The sequence below is a fragment of the Saccharothrix sp. NRRL B-16348 genome (assembly GCF_001280085.1).
Classification (GTDB): Bacteria; Actinomycetota; Actinomycetes; order Mycobacteriales; family Pseudonocardiaceae; genus Actinosynnema.
The window spans coordinates 1-20732 of record NZ_LGED01000002.1; the positions used below are offsets into that span (position 1 = coordinate 1).

Consider the following 20732-nt stretch of genomic DNA (forward strand, 5'->3'; position numbering starts at 1 on the left):
CGGCGGGTAATGCTTCATCACCATCTGAACGGGACTCCTGTCCACCCGAATCGTCAGCATCCAAGTGTGTCTGGTGTCCAACATCCAGGGTCAAGTCCCGTGTTCTTCGACAGGGTGGTCGTGCCGGACAGGGGCACCGAGGAGAAGCGGTTGCCGACGTGGATGCCGCCGCCCTGGTCCTGGGTGTCGGCCACGACGTTCTCGGTGGCGACGTTGTCGCGCCCGCCGTAGATCGCGATGCCGTTGGCCTTCATCGGCACGACCACCGTGTTGCGGCGGATCGTGTTGCCGTGGTCGGCCTGGTGCTCCGACCAGAACGCGATGCCGTCGTCGCTGATGTTGCGGAACAGGTTGTGCTCGATCAGCACGTCGCTGATGCCGCGGTGCAGGTTCATGCCGTCGGCGAGCTGGTCCACGACCTTGTTGTGCCGGATGGTGAGCCCGGAGAACGGGCCGTCGAGCCACAGGCCGACCTTGGTGTGCTGCAGGAACATGCCCGAGATCACCGAGCCCCCGCCCAACGCGCCGCCGATGGCGTTGGTCTGGTCGCAGTCGACCCGGTTGGTGACCTCGCCGATGATCGCGAAGTCGTGCAGGCCGACGCGGGTGCTCACGCCGGAGTTGCCGCCCTGGCCGCAGCTGGACGGCTCGCCGAGGCCGTAGAAGCCGACCCGGTCGCCGGTGACCACGCTGTGCCAGTGGCCCGCGCCGCGGACGGTGACCTGGTCGACGGTGACGTGCTTGGTGACGGTGAACCGCCCGGCGGGGATCCACACCTCGCGGCCGGAGGACTTCGCGGCGGCGATCGCGGCGTCGAAGGCGGCGTTGTCGTTCGTGCCATCGTTCGGCGTGGCGCCGTGGTCGGTGACGGACACCGAGTTCGCGGGCCGGGTGGCCGCGGGGGCGACGAGTTCGAAGTCGGCCAGGTCGATCGTGTAGGACGGCGCGGTGTCGCCCGCGTCGACCTGGAGCTTGACCTTCGAGCCCGCGGCGAGCGTGCGGCCGAACAGGGCGCGGGTGGAGTCGTAGAGGTGGTGCGGCTTGCCCTGGTTCGGGTCGTTGGCGTAGGGGTAGCCGCCGTAGCGCCAGGCGTACTTCGAGGTCAGCGTGAGGCTGCCGGTCTTCGTGCCGTCGAGGTAGAGCGACAGGGGCGCGGTGATGCCCGCGCCGCCGTTGCCGTCCGGGACGCTGTACCGGAGGTCGATCGAGTTGGCGGGCTCGGTGAGGGTGAACTCGACGTACTTGCCCTGACCGATCAGCGTCACGGCGCGGCGGCCGGACGCCTCGCCCTCCAGCGTGCCCTGGCGTCGGCCGGGGCCGATCTTCGTGCCGTTCGTGGCGGCGGTCTCGGCCTCGTGCTCGACGAACGGCACGTCGGCGCCCCGGCCGGGGATCTCGAACGGCGACGTGGCGGCCGCGGCGGCTTCGGCGGCGACCTCTCCCGGCGCCGCGGCGATCGTCAACGCGGTCAGCAGGGACGTGGCCACCGCCGCCGCGCCGAGCGCCAGGGGACGCCGGAGGGTGGGGTTGACTCGCATGGGTTCAGCCCTTCGTTGGACGGGACCTCGGAGCTGCGGGCAGGGATGTCACAGGGTGTGGCGTGGCGCACACCATAAGCAGGACGATCAGCTGACCGCAAGATGTCTACTGAAACACGCAAAAACTCGACTAAGCGCGATCACGGCACGCCGAATCGACGGCTTGCGGGCCTTTTGCGGAAACTTGCGTTGGCTTGCGCGGGTCTGTCAGCGGCCTGGAAGGGCCTTCAGTAGGACCCGCTCAGCTTGCGGTGGTCCCACGAGACCACGGAGGTGGGCGCGAACCGCAGCCCGACCCGTTTCACCGCTTGCGCGGCCACGAACGCGTCCAGTTCCGGGCCACTGTGCCCGGAGTACCGCGCCGCCACCGCCGCGCCGACGCGCGCGACCTCGGCCTGCTCCTCGACCAGCCGCGCGTCGCACTCCATGGTCACACCGCGCAGCTGGTCGTAGGTCTCCCCCGCCTCCAACTGCAGCGTGGCCTCGGGCAGGCGGCGCAGGTTCGCGACCTTCTGCGACGCCCGGTACGTCCAGCCGACCAGTTCGCCGTCCTCCACCACGAACCACAACGGCACGAGGTGCGGCCTGCCGTTCGGGCCGATCGTGGCCACCGTGACCACGCGCTGCTCCTCCAGGAACGCGCGCACCTCGTCCGTCGTCATCGTGATCAGGTCCCGGCGCGACATGGCGTCAGGATAGGCGGCTGTCCTCACGCGACACGGCCGAGCCCGGCCCGGCGGTGAGGTCGCCGACCGTGCCCTGCTCCAGCAACGCCAGGAACACGTCGACCAGGTCCGGGTCGAACCGGGCGCCGCGGCCGGACCGCAGCTCGCGCACGGCCTGCTCGTGGGTCAACGCGCGCCGGTGCGGCCGGTCGGCGCGCATCGCCGCCCACGCGTCGCACACGGACAGGATCCGCGCCTCGATCCGGATGCCGTCGCGGGACAGGCCGTTCGGGTAGCCGGCGCCGTCCCACCGCTCGTGGTGCTGGCGGATGACCTCCGCCACCTCGCCGTGGTCGGGCAGCACGCCGACCATGCGCGCGCCGCTGTCGGGGTGTTCGTGCAGCAGGTGCCACTGCTGGTCGGTGAGCGGGCCGGACTCGGTGAGCAGGTCGTCGGGCAGCACGATCATGCCGACGTCCAGCAGCCGTCCCGCGCGGTGTGCGTTGTGGACCTCCGCCGGGTCCCGCTTCAGGTGGTCGGCGACGGTGCGCGCCCACTCGGCGATGGCCAGGCTGCGCCCGGGACTCGCCACGCGCAGGTCGACCAGGTCCGCGACCTGGTTCAGGTAGTCCACCGCGACGTCCTCCCGGTGTTCGGTGAGCGATGTGCCACCGGCGACCGCCCGGTCCCGGCCGAGGTCCTTGGCCAGGTACAGCGCGCGGTCAGCCGCCGACACCAACGCGGACGCCGTGCCGTAGTGCGGCGCGAACGCGGCGGTGCCGGCGGAGAGCGTAACCGTCACCGATCTACGACCGCTCACGGCGATCGGATGGTGGGAGACGCCGTGCCGCAACCGTTCCGCGAGGCGACTCAGGTTTTCGGCGTCCGAACCGGTCGCGATCAGCGCGAACTCCTCGCCGCCGTACCGGGCGAGCACGCGGCCCGACCCGGCGATCGCGCGCAGCCGGTTCGCCACCTCGACCAGCACCCGGTCGCCCGCCGGGTGCCCGAACCGGTCGTTGATCGCCTTGAACCGGTCGACGTCGAGGATCACCACGCCGAGCGGCGACCCGGTGCGCTTCGCGCGGGCCAGGTCGTCGGCGAGGCGCGCCTCGAAGTAGCGGCGGCTGCGCAGCCGGGTGAGGCTGTCGGTGATGGCGAGCCTGCGCTGGTCCACGGCGAGGCCCGCGAGGCGGGTCGCGGTCAACGCGAACAGCACCGCGCAGCCCGCCGCGATCACCGGCACGTCCCGGCGCACGCCCTGGGCGTGCTGCACGAGCAGCAACGCCGGTCCGATCAACGCGCCGCCGGACAGGATCGCCAGCCGCGGCCAGCTCAACCGCAGCGCGGGCACGTCGACGGCCTGCGCCATCCGGCCCATCGACGGGTGCAGCGCGCACGCGCCGAGGGCCAGGTTGCCGGTCAGCCAGATCGCGTCCAGGAAGTTGCCCGCCGTGTAGCTGAGGTCCAGGCGCTGCAACACGTACGCGGTGTCGGCGGTGAGGATCGCGACCAGCCACAGGGCCAGCAGCACGAACGACGCGTCACGCCGTCCGCCGCCGAACAGCAGCCGCAGCGAGACCAGCAGCAGCACCAGGTCCATCAGCGGGTAGGCCAGCGACACCATCTCGACCAGCAGCGGCGTGCCGAGGCGGGTCTGCGGGCCGATCACGAAGACCCACGACAGCAGGCCCGCGACGACCGTGAGCGAGACCGCGTCGAGGAGGCTGGGCAGGTCGCGGTGGGAGCGGCGCTGCCGGATCAGCATGAGCAGGCCGACCACGACGAGCGGGTAGTGGCCCAGGTAGAAGGCGTCGGCGACGGCCGGGTAGCTGGGGTCGTTGAGCACGTAGTGCGCGATGTAGAACGTGGTGTCGGCCAGGGCGTAGACGAGCTGGCTCAGGCCGAGCACGATCCACGGCGCGCGGGGCTCCGGCCGATTCCGCCGCACGCCCCACCACACGGCGAGAGCGGCGGACGTGCTCACCGCGCAGTAGACGACCACGCGGAGCGGAATCGTGCCGACGAAGATCGGCAGCGCGTAGTAGACCCCGACCGATAACAGGCCGAAAGCCAGGTAGACCATCCACAGCTGATGGTGTTTTCCGATCGGGATTTCGCGGCTTTCGACCGACGTTTCTCCGGCGACGCGCAATCCCGGCACTCCCTACTGAGGCAACGCTGACGTTCGACAAGGCGGGGCCATGAGACCGGCAAAGGGCAGCCTACGTCAATCCCTGTTGCCGAGTCTTCATACACAGAACCGACGTGCATGCCCGCCCCCGTGCCGGCACGAGGCTCTATAGAGTGCCCATTGGTCATGCCGCCGTCGCGGTGACGGGCGGCGCCGGAACGAGGGGGAACGATGGCGAAGGACGCGAAAGACCTGCTGAAGCGGGTGCGGGAGGAACTGAAGGGCGAGGGCGGGACGAACCGGCTGGTGCCGTTGATCGCGTCCGGCGAGGCGTCGCTCGACGTGTTGAAAGCGTTGGCGGCCGAAGAGCACCGGATCGTGCAGAGCGATTGGCGAGCGTTCCTCACGTTGGCCGCTCAGTCCCCGTTGCCGGCGCAGCGCGAGTTCTTCGCGACGGTCGCCGGAGGTGAAGGGCTGGCGTTGGCCAAACTGGCCGATTTCGCCGCCGCGTGCGGCCTGACCCCGGATGACGTGGCCGCCTACCGGGCGTTGCCGGGGTGTCAGGCATATCCGTCGTACGTGGCCAGGCTGGCGTTGGACGGCAATCCGCACGACGCGCTCCTCGCGATTCTGGCGAACTTCGCGGAATGGGGCGGCTATTGCGCGACGATCGCCGCCGCGCTGCGCGAGCACTACGGTTTCGACGACGCGGGCTGCGCCTTCTTCGACTTCTTCGCCCAACCCTCCCCCGACCTGGACGCCCTGTCCCTCCGCGCCTTGGACGACGTCCTGGCCACCGGCTGGTCCGTCGCGGACGCGATGCCCGCCGCCCGCCTCCTCCACGCCTACGAACTGATGTTCTGGAACACCCTGGCCGACCTCCCCTGACGCGCGCGTGTCGAACGCTCAGGACCCGCGTGTCGAACCGTCAGGACCACCGAGTTCTACGTTCAGGTACCCCTGGCGGTTCAACCGGGCGACCTGAGCGTCGAACTCGGGGGTCCTGAGCGTTCGACACGCGGAGCTTGAGCGTTCGACACGCGGGACCTGGAGGTTCGACACGCGCGCGGGTCAGTGGGGGACGGAGGGTTGGGCGTCCCAGTTCTCGGCCAGGTCCGGGCGGCCGAAGAGATAGCCCTGGGCGTAGGCGCAGCCGGCGTCGCGCAACCAGTCGGCCTGGGCCTGCGTCTCGATCCCCTCCGCCACGGTGTGCGCGCCGAGCACGTCGGCCAGGTCGATGATGCAGCGCACGACACCGGCGGTGCGGCCGGTCTCGGCGAGGGCGTTGGTGAACGACCGGTCGATCTTCACCACGTCGAACGGGTAGCGCTGCAGGTAGCTGAGCGACGAGTAGCCGGTGCCGAAGTCGTCCAACGCGACCCGCACGCCGGTCTCACGCACCTCCATCAGCCCGCGCATCGCGGCGCCGTCGGCCCACACCGACTCGGTCACCTCGATCGTCAACCGCTCCGGCGGCAGGCCGGTGGTCTTCAGCACCCGGTCCAACGACGGCAGGAACGCGGGCGCGGACAGCTGCCGCGTCGACACGTTCACCGTCACGCCGAGCGCCCGTCCCTGCTCACGCCACCGCATCGCCTGCTCGCACGCGCCGGCCAGCACCTTGTTGCCCAGCGGCACGATCAGCCCGGTCTCCTCCGCCAGCCCGATGAACTCGCCGGGCGCGAGCAGCCCGTGCCCCGGCCGCTGCCACCGCACCAACGCCTCCGCGCCCGCCGCCTCCGACGTCGCCAGGTCCACGATCGGCTGGTAGTGCAGCACCAGCTGCCCGTCGGACACGGCCGTGCGCAGGTCGACCTTGTCGCGCTGCCGGGCCAGCACCCGCTCGCCCATCTCCGGTCGGAACAGCCGGATCCGCCCGCCGCCCTCCCGCTTGGCCACGTACATCGCGGTGTCCGCGTCGCGCAGCAGGTCCGCCGTCCCGACGCCCGGTGACGACACCGCGATGCCGACGCTGGCCCGGATCACCGTGTCGTGCCCCAAGCCGGTCAACGGCCGCGCCAGCTCCGACAGGACGCGGGTCGCCAGCCGGGCCGCGTCGCGCACGTCGTGGCCGGGCGCGAGCACGGCGAACTCGTCGCCACCGAGCCGCGCGGCGGTGGCCACGGGCCCGACGGCCCGGCCGATCCGCTCGGCCGCCGACACCAGGTACCAGTCACCCGCCTCGTGCCCCTCGGCGTCGTTGACCTCCTTGAACCCGTCGAGGTCGATCACCAGCAGGCCCACCGCCTCGCCGGACCGCAGCGCCTCGTCCACCAGGTGCAGGAAGTGCGTGCGCCCGGCGAGCCCGGTCAGCTCGTCGCGCTCGGCACGGGTGCGCAACGCGTCCTCCAGCTCACGGCGCTTGCTCACGTCCAGCGCGGTGACCAGGGTGTGCCGTTCGGAGACGTGCTCGACCGGCACCGCCTGCACGGCGAGGACACCGGTCGTGCCGTCCGCGCGGGTCACGTGGACCTCCACCGGGTCGTCGCCCGCACGGCAGCCGCGCTCGCAGTGGGTGATGTCCGGACCGTGCGGGCACGGCACCCGCCCCGACTCGCCTCCGCGCCAGTCCAGCAGCTCACGCGCGCGGTCGTTGTGCAGTCGTGGCGCGCCAAAGACGTCGAGCAGCACGAGCCCGATCGGACTGGACCGCACCACGGCCTCGACAGTGCGGTGCGCGTCCTCCATCAGCCGCACCGAGCGCACCGTCTCGTGCAGCGCCAGGGCAGCGACCGCCAAGCCCATCAATGGCATCACAACGGACGCGATGAGCGGACCCGTCACCTCGACCGGCTTGAACGAGATCCACGCCACGAAGCCGGACACGTATCCCAGCATCGCGGGCACCACCTTGACCGGGAACCGCTCCCGGCTGCCGAACAGCGCGCGTCGCATCGTCACCGCGAACAGGAAGTTGATCACGGGTGCCGGGTTCGGGAGTACGAAGACCGCGCCGTGGACGATCACGCCTTCCATCAAGGCGACAGCCCAGCCGGCCCGGTCCGGCCACAGTCGCCAGGCCGCGAGCATGACCGGCACGAGCAGGATGGGCACCAACCGCTCGTGCCCCGTGCCGACGAAGAGCAATTGCAGGGTGAACACCGTGACGCTGAGGTAGGCGTACACCTCGGTCAGTCGCCGGATCCGTCGCAACCCGGTCTGGTCGGGTGACGCGGGCAGTTGGTCCACCACGGCGCGCGTTGGACGTGCCACGCCCCGTTACCCCCAAGTCAAGCGGTGATCGATTGAACGCCCCCTCGCGGGGAGAACGCACTATCCATACCGATGTTCCGGGTACGCAACCGCCATTCGGGTGAGTCCACTGTGGACCGGCCGAAACGCGGGCGGAAACCGAGTGCGGGTCACGATCCGGGGGTGGACTCCCGCGGCGGCTCGCTCTCGGGCAGCGGGTCGGGCGTGGTCTCGGCGAGGTCGGCGGCGACGACCTTGGCCTCGTCGATCCTGCGCTGGGAGGCGGCCAGCCGCTCGTCCTCCTCCGGCGTCTCGACCCGGAAGTCCTCGGGCGAGTGGCTCTCGCGTTCGTGCTCGTCAGCCATGCGACGAGGGTTTCCGCGCACCCCTACGCCAAACTTGGACACCGGCCGCACGGCGGGCTAACGTCGATAAGAGCCCGCTGGTTCGTAAAGCCGCCGAGGAGATCCGATGTCGAGCACGACGACCGCGCCGCCCCGCCCGTCCGCGCGGCGGCGCGTCACCTTCACGGCGGTGCTGCTGACGCTGACCGCGCTGCTGTTCTGGCTGCCCTGGACGGGATTGCTCGCACCCGGTGCGCGATGGCCGTGGCCGGTGCAGGTCGTCGGCACGGCGTTCTTCGTCGTCACGTCGGTCGCGTTCCCGCTGCTGCTGGTCCGCGCGCACGGCCGCCGGCACTCCGACCGGGCGTCCCGGGTCGCGCACCTGATGCTGGGCGTCGCGTGGGTCTTCTTCGCGTGGACCGTGATCACGCACGTGCTGCGGCTCGTGCTGGCCGTGGTGGGCGTGGAGAACCCGTTCCGGGCGCGGTTCGTCGCGATCACCCTGCTCGTCGTCGGCCTCGCGCTGGTCGGGTACGGCATCCGCGAGGCACGCCGGGTGCCGCGGGTGAAGCGGACCGACGTGGTGCTCCCCCGGCTGGACAAGGCGTTCGACGGGCTCACCATCGCCGTGCTCGCGGACACCCACTACGGCGCGATCGACCGCACGAAGTGGTCCGTCGGCACGGTCGCGGCGGTCAACGCGCTCGACCCGGACGTCGTCGTGCACGTCGGCGACATCGCGGACGGCACGGTGGCGCAACGCCGCGGCCAGGCCGCCGCGCTGGGCGACGTCCGCGCGCGGCACCTGTTCTACGTGTCGGGCAACCACGAATACGGCAGCAACGCCCAGGCGTGGCTGGACCACATGACCGAGCTGGGCTGGACGAGCCTGCACAACCAGCACCGGGTGCTGGAACGCGGTGACGCGCGCTTGGTGTTCGCGGGCGTGGACGACGTCACCGGCGCGTACTCGGGCGAGGCCGGGCACGGCGCGGACCTCGACGCCGCCCTCGCGGGCACGCGCGCCGACGACGCGGTGGTGCTGCTGGCCCACCAGCCCAGCGAGATCCCCAAGGCGGTCGCGGCGGGCGTCGACCTGCAGCTGTCCGGGCACACCCACGGCGGCCAGATCTGGCCGTTCCACCTGCTGGTGCGGCTGCAGCAGCCGGTGCTGGCGGGGTTGAGCCGCCACGGTGAGCGCACCCGGCTCTACACCAGCCGGGGCGCGGGGTTCTGGGGGCCGCCGCTGCGCGTCTTCGCGCCGAGCGAGATCTCCTTGCTCACGCTGCGCGCCGCCTGATCCACCGTCCGTGCGCGGAGACGTGCACCTTGGGCATTTCGACCCTACCCACACAGGTGTACGTCTCACACGAATGGGTTAGTGCCGTTGTCCGCGGCCGGGACGCAGTCGCACGCTCAGCAATGAGGGATGGTCGTCGTGGTCGCAGTCACGACGCCGTCGGGGGACCTCGAACCACCCGACGCCGCCGGAGGACTCCCATGAACGACATCTCCCGTCGAGACGTGTTCCGGCACGGCGCGACAGCCGCCGTGCTCGTCGCCACCGCGGCGGGCTTCGCCAGCCTCGCCTCCTCCGGCGCCACGGCCGGACCGGGCCGGGTCGCCGCCGCCGATCCCCGTGACTTCGAGGAGACCTACAAGGGCAAGAAGATCAAGGGCGAGCACGACAAGGACAAGGGCAAGCACAAGGTCCACATCAACGGCAAGAAGCTCGGGGTCATGCAGGTCGAGCTGCCCGTGGCGCCCGACTCGACCGCGACCTACACCGCGGTGCTCAGCACGCTCAACCACTTCGACCCCGTCCCGCTGGACGAGGGGAACAACCGGGACGGCCTCAAGAAGCTGGCGAAGCTCGCCGTGGACCAGCTCGGCGACCAGGAGCTGACCCACGACGCCGACCACCCGCACCCGTGATCGGCGATCGACCGCCCGCGAGAGGAACGAGCCCATGGGCACCCGCAAGAGCGTGGCCGCGCTGACGGCCACCGAGAAGTCCGACTTCGTCGCCGCCGTGAAGGCGCTGAAGGCGCAGACCAGCGGCCGCAACTACGACTGGTTCGTGCGCACCCACATGACCTACTTCAACGCCGTCAACAGCCACAACTACGCGCACATGTCGTCGTCGTTCCTGCCGTGGCACCGGAAGTTCCTGCTGGAGCTGGAGAACGGCCTCAAGGCGGTCAACCCGGCGGTCAACCTGCCCTACTGGAACTGGACGGCCAACCGCTCCACGACCGGCGCGCCGTTCACCTCCGACTTCATGGGCGGCAACGGCTCCGGCGGCAACGGCGCCGTCCTCAGCGGCCCGTTCGCCGGGTCGACGAGGTGGCGGATCAACGTGAGCGCCACGACCTCGACGTCGCTGCGGCGGGCGATGACGCTGCGCGGCTCGCTGCCCACGACCTCCGACGTCGACACCGTGATGGGCGTGTCGACCTACGACGTGTCGCCGTGGGGCTCCTCCTCGGGCAGCGGCATGCGCAACCGCCTGGAGGGCGGCTTGACGCCGAACCTGCACAACCGCGTCCACGTGTGGGTCGGCGGGCACATGGCGCAGGTCGACTCGCCGAACGACCCGGTGTTCTTCCTGCACCACTGCAACATCGACCGGCTCTGGTCCCGCTGGCAGACCCGCTGGGGCTTCGGCACGGCCCAGTACCTGCCGGGTGGCGGCGTCGCGAACGTCGTGGACGTCGAAGAGGTGCTGGAGCCGTTCGGCGCCACGGTGGCCTCGACGCTGGACCACCGCGCCGGTTACACCTACGCGTGACCGGGCGGGCATGATCGGCCCGTGAAGGTTCTGGTGGTGGGTGCGAGCGGGTTGGTCGGGCAGCACGTCGTCGGGCGGTTGCGGGCACGGGGGCACGGGGTGACGTCCGTGGCGCGGACCGCGCGGGACGGCGTCGACCACACCCTCGACGCGACCACGGCCGCCGAGCCGGAGTTCCGGGCGTTGCTCGCGGGCCACGACGGCGTGGTGTTCGCGGCGGGCGCGGACGACCGGGAGGTGCCGCGCGGGCCCGCGTACCCGGTGTTCCACCGGGGCAACGTCGCGCCGGTCGTGCGCCTGCTCACCGCCGCGCGCGAGGAGGGGCTGAGCCGGGCCGTGGTGCTCGGGTCGTACTACACGCACTTCCACCGGCTGCACCCCGAGTGGCGGCTGACCGAACGCCACCCGTACATCCGCAGCCGGGTCGAGCAGGCGCGGCAGGGCCGTGCGGCGGCCGGGCCGGATCTGCCGGTGGCGGTGCTGGAGCTGCCGTTCGTGTTCGGCCGGGCCGGTGACCGGCTGCCGAACTGGTCCGGCCCGCTGGACAAGTGGGTCCGGTCGCGGTCTCCGCTGCTCGCGCCGCCCGGTGGCAGCGCCGCCACCACGGCCGCGCACGTGGCCGAGGTCGCGGTCGACGCGCTGGAGCGGGCGTCCGGTGAGGACATCCCCGTGGCGGCCGAGAACCTGACGTGGCCGGACATGATCGGCCGGATCGCGACCGCCGCGGGTCATCCGCGCGAGGTGCGCCGCCTGCCGGGCGCGGTGGTGCGGGTGGCGCTGCGGGTGACCGGGCTGGTGCACCGGCTGACGGGCAGGCAGTCCGGGATCGACCCGGCGCACGCCGGCGCCCTGCTGCTGCGTGAGCTGTTCGTCACGCCGAGCGGACCGCGGTCGGTGGTCGACGCCGTGGCCGAGACGTTCCCCCGGGACTAGTACGCGCGGCGGCGCGGTTCCGGCGGGTCGTAGTCGTAGTCGTCCTCGGGCACGTCGAACGGGAGCGGGCGGTTGGTCCACGAGTCGATGAGCACCACGATGGCACCGCAGACGATGACGACGATGCCGACCCAGGGCAGGCCACCCCAGATCAGGATGCCCGCGATCAGCACCAGCGGCAGGACCATGAACAGGCAGAACGGGTCGACTCGCCCCAAACGCCGTCGTCCTCCGGAACTCGCCATCTACGCCCTCCCAGTCAAGCGCCTCCCTGGGTGAACTTACGCGACGCGTTCCGCGCGGCGTTCAGCCGGGCGGTCACGCACCGCGTTGTTCGCGGCCGGGGTACCGGCCTTGGGCGCGTTCGATGACCGTGGCGGACACGGCCAAGATGATCATGCCGGCTCCGAGCCCGAGGTGCAGCAGGTTGTCGGCCGGGCTGAACGGGGCGAAGTTCGCCGCGCCGCTGTCGTGGCCGATCGAGTGCACCACCGACCCGTAGACCCACAGCAGCAGGTAGAGGAACCCGCCCACGACCAGGAACAGGCGTGCCGCGCCCCACGAGGCCCCCGCCAGGATCCCGGCGACGCCGAACAGCAGGTGCAGCGCGTTGTGCAGCACCGAGACCTGGAACAGGCCGAACAGCATCGCCTCGGAGTGCGGCCCGGCGAAGCGGAGGCCGTCGAGGGCGGCCGTCGCGCCCGGCACGAACCCCAGCACTCCCACCAGCAGGAACACCGCTCCGACGAGCAGCGCGAGTGCCTGGACGGGACGGCGGCGGACGCCGACGCGGTCGGTCGGGCTCGTCATGGCGGTCCTCCGATCAACGGCTTGGCCTGGCGTACCCGGCGGGTGGGCGGTGAAACGAGGATCACAACTCTCCGCAGGTGCGGAGTTACACTGCCGGATGTGCCGAATCTGCGGATCAGCGACGCCGCCGCCCTGCTCGGGGTGAGCGACGACACCGTGCGCCGGTGGATCGACCAGGGCCGCTTGGCCGAGGTGCAGCTGGACAGCGGCCGCAAGGGTGTCGACGGCCGTGAGCTGGCCGAGTTCGCCCAACGCCTGGCCGAGGCGCCGGAGCCGGGGGTGACGGTGGCCGCGTCGGCGCGCAACCGGATGCGCGGGATCGTCACGCGCGTGGTCAAGGACGGGGTCATGGCGCAGGTCGAGCTGCAGGCCGGGCCGTTCCGGGTGGTGTCGCTGATGAGCCGCGACTCGGCCGACGAGCTGGGCTTGGAGGTGGGCGCCGTGGCGATCGCGTCGATCAAGTCCACGCACGTCGTGGTCGAGATCCCGGAGGCGTGATGCGTGCGCTCGCGCTGGCGGCGCTGCTGGTGGTGACCGGTTGCGGCACGTCGGGAACCGGCGGGGACGGCCGGCTCACGGTGTTCGCGGCGGCGTCGTTGACCGAGACGTTCACCAGGCTGGGCGCGGACTTCGAGGCGGCCAACCCCGGCGTGGACGTCGTGTTCAACTTCGGCGGCAGCTCGGCGCTGGCCCAGCAGATCGGGCAGGGCGCGCCGGCGGACGTGTTCGCCTCGGCCGCGCCGGCCAACATGGCCCAGGTGGTCGACGCGGGCGGCACGGCCGCCGAGCCCGTCACGTTCGCGGCCAACCGGCTGGAGATCGCGGTGCCCGCGGGCAACCCGGCGGGGATCACCGGGCTCGCGGACTTCGCGGACGCCGACGCCAAGATCGCGTTGTGCGCGGAGCAGGTGCCGTGCGGCGCGGCGGCGAAGCGGGCGTTCGAGGCCGCCGGGGTGACGGCGCGGCCGGACACCGTGGAGCAGGACGTGAAAGCGGTGCTGACCAAGGTGCGGCTCGGCGAGGTGGACGCCGCCCTGGTGTACCGGACGGACGTGCGGGCGGCGGGCGGCGAGGTCGTGGGCATCGGCTTCCCGGAGGCCGACCGGACGGTCAACCACTACCCGATCGCGCCGTTGGCGAAGGCGCGTGACGCGGCCCGTGCGCGGGCGTTCGTGGACCACGTGCGGTCCGACCGGGGTCGGGCGGTGCTCGCCGAGGCCGGGTTCGACGCGCCGTGAGGACGACCCGCCGCCGGACCGGGGGCAGGCTCCCGGTGGCGTTGGTGCTGCCCGCCGTGGTCGGGCTCGCGTTCCTGCTCGTGCCGTTGGTTGGCCTGCTGGTCCGCGCGCCGTGGGGCACGTTGCCGGCACGGCTGCTCAGCCCGTCGGTCGGCGAGGCGCTGCGGCTGTCGTTGGTGTGCGCGAGCCTGGCGACGGTGGTGTGCCTGGTGCTGGGCGTGCCGCTGGCGTGGCTGCTGGCGCGCGGCGACGTGCCGGGGCGGGGCGTGCTGCGGGCGTTGGTGACGGTGCCGCTGGTGCTGCCGCCGGTGGTGGGCGGCGTGGCGTTGCTGTTCGTGCTCGGCAGGCGCGGGCTCGTCGGCCAGTACCTCGACGCGTGGTTCGGCGTCTCGCTGCCGTTCACCACCGCGGGTGTGGTGCTGGCGGAGGCGTTCGTGGCGATGCCGTTCCTGGTGATCTCGGTGGAGGGCGCGTTGCGCGCGGCCGACCCTCGTTACGAGGAGGCCGCCGCGACGCTGGGCGCGTCGCGCTGGCTGGCGTTCCGGCGGGTCACGCTGCCGTCGATCCTGCCGGGTGTGGTCGCGGGCACGGTGCTGTGCTGGGCGCGGGCGTTGGGCGAGTTCGGGGCCACCATCACGTTCGCGGGCAACTTCCCGGGCGAGACGACCACCATGCCGCTGGCCGTGTACCTGGCCCTGGAGACCGAGCCGGACGCGGCGATCGTGCTGAGCGTGGTGCTGCTGCTGGTGTCCGTCGGCGTGCTGGCCGCCCTGCGCGACCGGTGGATCAGCGGGCCGTCATGACGTTGCACGCCGACCTGAAGGTCACCCGCGGCGCGTTCCGGCTCGACGCGGAACTGGTGGTGGAGCCGGGTGAGGTGGTCGCCCTGCTCGGGCCGAACGGCGCGGGCAAGAGCACCGCGCTGCGCGCCCTGGCGGGGCTGCTGCCGCTGACCGGCGGGCACATCCGGCTCGGCGGGCAGGCGTGGGACGTGCCGCCGGACGTGTTCCGCCCCGCCGAACGGCGTCCGATCGGCGTCGTGTTCCAGGACTACCTGCTGTTCGCGCACCTGTCCGCGGTGGAGAACGTCGCGTTCGGGTTGCGCGCGCGTGGCGCGGGACGTGCGGCGGCACGGGCGGAGGCGGCGCGGTGGCTGGACCGCGTCGGGTTGGCCGACCACGCGAAGGCGAAGCCGCGCACGTTGTCCGGCGGGCAGGCGCAACGCGTCGCGCTGGCCCGTGCCCTCGCGACCGGCCCGGACCTGCTGCTGCTGGACGAGCCGCTGGCCGCGCTGGACGCCGCGACCCGACTGCACGTGCGCGCCGAGCTCGGCAGGCACCTGCGCGACTACCCCGGCCACACGCTGCTCGTCACGCACGACCCGTTGGACGCGGTGGTGCTGGCCGACCGGCTCGTGGTGCTGGAGCACGGCGAGGTCGTGCAGCAGGGCACGCCGACCGAGGTCGCCCGCCGACCGCGCACGGACTACGTCGCCGACCTCGTCGGCCTCAACCTGTACCGCGGCACGGCGCACGGCACGACCGTGTCGTTGGACGCCGGCGGCACGCTCACCGTGGCGACGCCGGCGACGGGGCCGGTGCACGTGGTGTTCCCGCCGAATGCGGTCAGCCTGCACCCCGACCGCCCGGCCGGCAGCCCGCGCAACGCGTGGCGCGTCACCGTGGCGGGGATCGAGCAGCACGCGCACACCACGCGCGTGCGACTGGACGGCGTGCCGCCCGTGCTGGCCGACGTCACCACCGCGACCGTCGCCGACCTCCGGCTCCAGCCCGGTGACGAGCTGTGGGCCGCCGTCAAGGCCACCGAGGCGCACGCGTACCCGTCGTAGCAAGTGTGAGTGACCAACCACTCTTATCTCGATCCTGCTTGACACAACCACGCGTACGGCGTTGACTCATCCATGAGTGACTGACCACTCACACACTGGAGGAAGCGATGAGCGAGCAGTACGCCGAGCAGGTCCTGGAAGTCGTGCTGCCGGGCGCGGTCGAGCCCGACGGCCTGGAGCTGCGCCGCCGTGAGCGGCCCGTGCCGACGCGGGGCCAGGCGCTCGTCCGGGTCGAGGCGTCCGGGGTGTCCTTCGCCGAGCAGCAGATGCGCCGGGCCAAGTACTACGACCAGCCCGCGTTCCCGTTCGTGCCCGGTTACGACCTGGTCGGCACGGTCGCCGAGGTGGGACCCGGGGTGGACGCGACGCTGGTCGGCAGGCGGTTCGCGGCGCTGACCAAGATCGGCGGCTGGACCAGCCACGCGCTGGTGGACGCGGCCGACCTGGTGCCGGTGCCGGACGGCGTCGACCCGGTCGAGGCGGAGACGTTCGTGGTCAACGGCCTCACCGCGTGGCAGATGCTGCACGGCATCGCGAAGGTGGCCGCGGGCCAGACCGTGCTGGTGCACGGTGCGAACGGCGGCGTCGGCTCGACCCTGGTGCAACTGGCCCGCCTGGCCGGCGCGCGGGTCATCGGCACCGCGTCGCCGCGCCACCACGACGCCGTCCGCGCACTGGGCGCCACGCCGCTCGACTACCGCGACACCGACCTGCCCGCCAAGGTCCGCGCGCTCGCGCCGGACGGCGTGGACGCGGTGTTCGACCACGTCGGCGGCCCCCGCATCGTCGACTCGTACCGGTTGCTCGCGCCGCGCGGGGCCCTCGTCGCCTACGGCACCGCGTCCACCCGCGACCGGCAAGGCTCGTCACGCCTGCCGGTGCTCAAGCTCTTCGTCCGCCTGCTGTGGTGGAACGCGCTGCCCAACGGGCGCACCGCGACGTTCTTCAACATCTGGGCGGGCAAGCGGAACGCCGCGAGGTTCCGCGCCCGGCTGACCCGCGACCTGGGCTCCGTGCTGGCGTTGCTCGCCGACGGTTCGCTGCGCCCCCAGGTGGCCGCGCGCGTGCCGCTGGAGCGGGTCGCCGACGCCGTGCGCCTGGCCGAGTCCGGCACGGTCACCGGCAAGGTGGTCCTCGTCCCGTGACCCGGAAGGGGTATTCGGGCGCCGCAACACCTACCAGGAGTGTCCATTACCTCACCGGTGCGGGTGAAAGGTTGCCGCAAAGAGATAATTTCGCCCAGGGGTCGAATCGCTTACCGCTCGTCGCCATGCCACTCAACTGGGTGACTGCGCCCACGCGGAACGTGGTGTTAGTTTCGTCGAAGGCCAAAATGGGCGCGGGTCGCGAAAACGACGTGGGGAGCTAATTCAATGGCGACATTCCAGGACACCGAGGGCCGGCCGGTGCTGCGCACCGATTACCAGCGCTCGATCGCCACGTACTGGAACAATGAGCAGAACCCGGTGAACCTGCGCCTGGGCGAGGTCGACGGCCTCTACCACCACCACTACGGCATCGGCGACTACGACCCCGCCGTGCTGGAGGTGCCCGCCGAGCGGCGCGACGAGGCCGTGATCGCCGAGATGCACCGGCTCGAGACCGCGCAGGCCGACGTGCTGCTCGACAACCTGGGCGACATCGGCCCCGACGACCGGCTGCTCGACGCGGGCTGCGGCCGTGGCGGCACCAGCATCATGGCCCACGATCGCTTCGGCTGCCGCGTCGACGGCATCTCCATCTCGGAGAAGCAGGTCGAGTTCGCCAATGCGCAGGCGCGCAAACGGGGTGTCGCCGACAAGGTGCGGTACCACCTGCGCAACATGCTCGACACCCGCTTCGAAACGGGTTCGATGAAAGGCATCTGGAACAACGAGAGCACCATGTACGTGGACCTGTTCGAACTGTTCGCCGAACACGCGCGCCAACTCGCGCCGGGCGGTCGCTACGTCACCATCACCGGGTGCTACAACGACGTCACCGGCGGCCGGTCGCGGGCGGTGAGCCAGATCGACCAGCACTACATCTGCAACATCCACCCGCGCAGCGAGTACTTCAAGGCCCTGGCGGCCAACGATTTCGTGCCCATCAACGTGATCGACCTGACCGCGGCGACGATCCCCTATTGGGAGTTGCGCGAGAAGTCCTCGGTGGCGACCGGTATCGAGGAGGCCTTCCTCACCGCGTACCGCGAAGGCAGCTTCCACTACCTCCTCATCGCGGCCGACCGTGTCTGAGCAGGCGAACGCGGTGGCCGACGGCGCGGTGGCGGCGGCGGCCGTGCTCACCGGACCGTCCGGGCTGGGCACCTCCGCGGCCCGCCTCGCCACGCTCTTCGGTCAGGACCCGGCGTACGCGGAGAGGCCGTGGGGCGACGGGACGGCGCCGCCCCTCTACGTCCCCGTGGTGGAACGGGTCAACGAGCCGCTCGGCGCGGTGGTCGACGACCGGCTCGTCGCCTGGGCCGAGGACTGCGGGTTCGCGGAGGCCGACCTCGAGCCGCTGCGCAAGGCGGGCTTCGGGCGGCTGGCCATGCTCACCCACCCCGACACCGACGACCCCGAGCGTCTGCTGATCGCGGCACGGCTCAACGCCGCCTGGTGGGCGGCCGACGACCTCTACGCCGACGACAGCGGGATGGGCGCCGTGCCGGTGGAGCTGCCGCCACGGCTCGCGCTCGTGATGGCGGCCATGGACCCGGTGGCGCCGGCCGGCGAGTTCTCCGCCGAGCTGGACGAAGCGCTGCGCGGCGACCCCGTGCTGGTCGCGTTGAAGTCGGGTGTCGACCACCTCGCCAGGCAGGGCACGCCGTCGCAGGTCCAACGCGCCTGCTACGCCACGTTCGCGATGTTCGTCAGCTGGAACGCGTACGCGGCGTGGCGGCACACGGGCAAGTACCCGCCCGCGTGGGAGTACCTCGCGGCCCGGCAGCACGACAGCTTCTACACGTCGATGACCCTGGTCGACGCGGTCGGCGGCTACGAGCTGCCCGCGAACGTGTACTACGACCCGCGCGTCCGCCGCCTGCTCATGCAGGCGGGCACCGCCTCGGTGATGGTCAACGACCTGCACTCGGTGGCCAAGGACGCGGCCGACGAGTCGCCGGTCTGCAACATGGTCCTGCAGATCGTGGCCGACCGGAACTGCTCGATCGAGGAGGCCACCGGGATCACCGTCGAGCTGCACAACAAGCTCGTCCGCGACTTCGAGGCGGGCCACCGGGAGCTCCAGCTCCTGCCGTCACCGGAGCTGCAGCGGTTCCTGCGCGGCGTGCGGGCGTGGATGGGCGGCGGGTTCGAGTGGCACGCCACCAACCCGCGCTACCGGACCTGACGCCGGGGCTTCACCGACCGCGGCGGCGATCCGCTTGGTGTGACGGGGAGATCGCCCGGGGAGCGGCCCTGGGCGGCCGGTGCGGGTGGGGCCTGGAACAATCGCCTTCCGACGAAGGAGGCTGTGTCAGGTGAGTGTCCACCACCAGGAGGTGCCGTCGCTGCTGGAGCGGATCGCCGCGACGATGTCGGAGGCGATCGGCCGGGTCCGCGAGGACCTGGCGGGTGCGGACCCGGTGGTGCGACGATCCGACCGCGCCGACTTCCAGTGCAACGCTCCCCTGGCGCTGGCCAAGCGCGTCGGTGTCCGGCCGGGCGATTTGGCCGCGGACATCGTGGCCGGGCTCGACGTCGACGGCGACGCGGTGATCGCCTCGGTGGAGCGGTCCGGGCCGGGTTTCCTCAACGTCACCGTGGCCGACAGCGCGGTCTGGGAGCAGGTCGCGGCACGCTTGGCGGACGCGCGCCTCGGCGTGGGCGCGTCCGAGTCGGGTCACCGGGTGGTGGTCGACTACTCCGCGCCCAACATCGCCAAGGAGATGCACGTCGGGCACCTGCGCACGACGATCATCGGCGACAGCCTCGCGCGCGTGGTGGGTTTCCTCGGCGCGGAGGTGCTGCGGCAGAACCACCTGGGCGACTTCGGGACGCAGTTCGGGATGCTGATCCAGTACCTCGACGAGCACCCGGACGCCGCGTGGCACCAGGACGAGCTGGGCGAGGGCACCTCGGCGGTGTCGGCGTTGGATGGCTTGTACCGGTCGGCGCGGGCGAAGTTCGACGCCGACCCGGAGTTCGCCGACCGGTCCCGCTCGCGGGTCGTCGCACTGCAGGCCGGTGACCCGGAGACGGTCGCGGTCTGGCAGGACATCGTCGCCGAGTCCGAGCGGTCGTTCCGCGCGATCTACGACCGGTTGAACGTGCTGCTCACGCCCGAGGACTCGGTCGGGGAGTCGTTCTACAACCCGATGCTGGGCGAGACCGTCGAGGAGTTGGTCGACGCGGGGCTGGCGGTGGAGAGCGAGGGGGCGCTGGTCTTCTACTCGCGCGAGGTGTCCGGGCCGGAGGGCAAGCCGGTCACCCTGATGGTCCGCAAGCGCGACGGCGGGTACGGCTACGACACCACCGACCTGGCCACCATCCGCTACCGGCTGCGCGAGCTGAAGGCCGGTCGGCTGATCTACGTCACCGACTCGCGGCAGGCGCTGCACTTCCAGCTGGTCTTCGAGGCGGCCCGACGTGCCGGCTGGCTCACCGACAGCGTCACCGCCGAGCACGCCGCCTACGGCACGATCCTCGGCCCGGACGGCACGCCGTTCAAGACGCGGGCGGGTGGCACGGTCCGGCTGATGGACCTGCTCGACGACGCGGTGTCGCGGGCGCGGGCGATCGTCGCGGAGAAGAATCCCGGCCTCGACGCGGCCGAACTCGACCGGATCGCCGAGTCGGCGGGCATCGCCGCGGTCAAGTACGCCGACCTGTCGACCTCACGGGTGAAGGACTACTCCTTCGACGTGGACCGCATGGTGTCGTTCACCGGCAACACCGGGGTCTACCTCCAGTACGCCCACGCCCGGATCAGCTCGATCCTGCGCAACGCCGGCGATCCGGACGCGACGGTCGACACCACCGTGCCGCCGCAGTCCGCCGAACGGGAACTGGGCTTGGCGCTCGACGCCTACGGCGCCGTCGTCACCGAGGTGGCCGCCACCCTGGAGCCCCACCGGCTCTGCGGCTACCTCTACGACCTGGCCCGCGCCTTCACCAGCTTCTACGAAGCGTGCCCCGTCCTGAAGGCCGACGAGCCCGTGCGCGGCAACCGACTGGCCCTGTGCCGCCTGACCGCCCGAACCCTCGGCCACGGCCTCGACCTGCTGGGAATCACGGCCCCGCAACGGATGTAGCC

The 20732-nt window shown here is 71.7% G+C and carries 20 protein-coding genes; 13 read left to right on the plus strand and 7 right to left on the minus strand.

Annotation, left to right across the window (positions count from 1 at the left end):
- Positions 1-53: 53 nt before the first annotated feature.
- The 3 genes from ADK67_RS02370 to ADK67_RS02380 all read right to left on the minus strand — a co-directional run bounded on the left by ADK67_RS02370 (position 54) and on the right by ADK67_RS02380 (position 4289).
- Complete coding sequence (locus tag ADK67_RS02370) at positions 54-1538, minus strand: glycosyl hydrolase family 28-related protein (RefSeq protein ID WP_053714704.1); 1485 nt, start codon at positions 1536-1538, stop codon at positions 54-56.
- A gap of 227 nt (positions 1539-1765) precedes the next feature.
- Positions 1766-2224 carry a pyridoxamine 5'-phosphate oxidase family protein gene (locus ADK67_RS02375; RefSeq protein ID WP_053714705.1) on the minus strand — a complete coding sequence of 153 codons (459 nt, stop codon included), beginning with the start codon at positions 2222-2224 and terminating at the stop codon, positions 1766-1768.
- 4 nt (positions 2225-2228) lie between these two features.
- On the minus strand, positions 2229-4289 hold the full coding sequence (locus tag ADK67_RS02380) for a diguanylate cyclase (protein ID WP_053714706.1): 2061 nt from the start codon (positions 4287-4289) through the stop codon (positions 2229-2231).
- A gap of 279 nt (positions 4290-4568) precedes the next feature.
- Here ADK67_RS02380 and ADK67_RS02385 point away from each other — a divergent pair, with 279 nt between their 5' ends.
- On the plus strand, positions 4569-5225 hold the full coding sequence (locus ADK67_RS02385) for a transcriptional regulator (protein ID WP_053714707.1): 657 nt from the start codon (positions 4569-4571) through the stop codon (positions 5223-5225).
- Between the two features lie 183 nt (positions 5226-5408).
- On the opposite strand, the gene ADK67_RS02390 is transcribed toward ADK67_RS02385, so the two are convergent.
- Both ADK67_RS02390 and ADK67_RS02395 read right to left on the minus strand, forming a co-directional pair.
- Positions 5409-7550, minus strand: coding sequence for a putative bifunctional diguanylate cyclase/phosphodiesterase (locus ADK67_RS02390; protein WP_157619858.1), 2142 nt, complete (start codon positions 7548-7550; stop codon positions 5409-5411).
- A gap of 149 nt (positions 7551-7699) precedes the next feature.
- Positions 7700-7894, minus strand: coding sequence for a hypothetical protein (locus ADK67_RS02395; RefSeq protein WP_053714709.1), 195 nt, complete (start codon positions 7892-7894; stop codon positions 7700-7702).
- Positions 7895-8000: 106 nt separating this feature from the next.
- Here ADK67_RS02395 and ADK67_RS02400 point away from each other — a divergent pair, with 106 nt between their 5' ends.
- The 4 genes from ADK67_RS02400 (at position 8001) to ADK67_RS02415 (ending at position 11597) form a co-directional block, all read left to right on the plus strand.
- On the plus strand, positions 8001-9173 hold the full coding sequence (locus ADK67_RS02400; protein WP_053714710.1) for a metallophosphoesterase: 1173 nt from the start codon (positions 8001-8003) through the stop codon (positions 9171-9173).
- A gap of 200 nt (positions 9174-9373) precedes the next feature.
- Positions 9374-9808, plus strand: a complete 435-nt coding sequence (locus ADK67_RS02405; protein ID WP_053714711.1) for a tyrosinase family oxidase copper chaperone — start codon at positions 9374-9376, stop codon at positions 9806-9808.
- A 34-nt stretch (positions 9809-9842) separates the two neighbouring features.
- Positions 9843-10664 (plus strand): tyrosinase family protein, encoded by an 822-nt coding sequence (locus tag ADK67_RS02410; protein ID WP_053714712.1) that lies wholly within the window; start codon positions 9843-9845, stop codon positions 10662-10664.
- A gap of 21 nt (positions 10665-10685) precedes the next feature.
- Positions 10686-11597, plus strand: coding sequence for an NAD-dependent epimerase/dehydratase family protein (locus ADK67_RS02415; RefSeq protein WP_053714713.1), 912 nt, complete (start codon positions 10686-10688; stop codon positions 11595-11597).
- On the opposite strand, the gene ADK67_RS02420 is transcribed toward ADK67_RS02415, so the two are convergent.
- Both ADK67_RS02420 and ADK67_RS02425 read right to left on the minus strand, forming a co-directional pair.
- Positions 11594-11815: a hypothetical protein gene (locus tag ADK67_RS02420; RefSeq protein ID WP_053714714.1), complete on the minus strand. Its 222-nt coding sequence runs from the start codon at positions 11813-11815 to the stop codon at positions 11594-11596. The two genes, ADK67_RS02415 and ADK67_RS02420, sit on opposite strands and share 4 nt — an antisense overlap.
- A 100-nt stretch (positions 11816-11915) precedes the next feature.
- On the minus strand, positions 11916-12407 hold the full coding sequence (locus ADK67_RS02425) for a DUF4383 domain-containing protein (RefSeq protein WP_053714715.1): 492 nt from the start codon (positions 12405-12407) through the stop codon (positions 11916-11918).
- Between the two features lie 99 nt (positions 12408-12506).
- Here ADK67_RS02425 and ADK67_RS02430 point away from each other — a divergent pair, with 99 nt between their 5' ends.
- The 8 genes from ADK67_RS02430 to argS all read left to right on the plus strand — a co-directional run bounded on the left by ADK67_RS02430 (position 12507) and on the right by argS (position 20730).
- Entirely contained in the window at positions 12507-12905 is a 399-nt protein-coding gene (locus ADK67_RS02430) for a TOBE domain-containing protein (RefSeq protein WP_053714716.1), read from the plus strand.
- Entirely contained in the window at positions 12905-13645 is a 741-nt protein-coding gene (modA, locus tag ADK67_RS02435; protein ID WP_053714717.1) for a molybdate ABC transporter substrate-binding protein, read from the plus strand. Before ADK67_RS02430 ends, modA begins: the two co-directional genes overlap by 1 nt.
- The gene (modB, locus tag ADK67_RS02440) at positions 13642-14448 is read left to right on the plus strand and encodes a molybdate ABC transporter permease subunit (protein ID WP_053714718.1); all 807 of its coding nucleotides are present in this window, start codon (positions 13642-13644) and stop codon (positions 14446-14448) included. Before modA ends, modB begins: the two co-directional genes overlap by 4 nt.
- Positions 14445-15494, plus strand: a complete 1050-nt coding sequence (locus ADK67_RS02445; RefSeq protein WP_053714719.1) for an ABC transporter ATP-binding protein — start codon at positions 14445-14447, stop codon at positions 15492-15494. The genes modB and ADK67_RS02445 overlap by 4 nt, the downstream gene beginning before the upstream one ends.
- A gap of 107 nt (positions 15495-15601) precedes the next feature.
- Positions 15602-16639, plus strand: a complete 1038-nt coding sequence (locus tag ADK67_RS02450) for a medium chain dehydrogenase/reductase family protein (RefSeq protein WP_053714720.1) — start codon at positions 15602-15604, stop codon at positions 16637-16639.
- A 228-nt stretch (positions 16640-16867) separates the two neighbouring features.
- Complete coding sequence (locus ADK67_RS02455) at positions 16868-17731, plus strand: geranyl diphosphate 2-C-methyltransferase (RefSeq protein ID WP_053714721.1); 864 nt, start codon at positions 16868-16870, stop codon at positions 17729-17731.
- Positions 17724-18827 (plus strand): family 2 encapsulin nanocompartment cargo protein terpene cyclase, encoded by a 1104-nt coding sequence (locus ADK67_RS02460; protein WP_053714722.1) that lies wholly within the window; start codon positions 17724-17726, stop codon positions 18825-18827. Before ADK67_RS02455 ends, ADK67_RS02460 begins: the two co-directional genes overlap by 8 nt.
- 130 nt (positions 18828-18957) lie before the next feature.
- Complete coding sequence (gene argS / locus ADK67_RS02465) at positions 18958-20730, plus strand: arginine--tRNA ligase (RefSeq protein ID WP_231647978.1); 1773 nt, start codon at positions 18958-18960, stop codon at positions 20728-20730.
- The last annotated feature ends 2 nt before the right edge of the window (positions 20731-20732 follow it).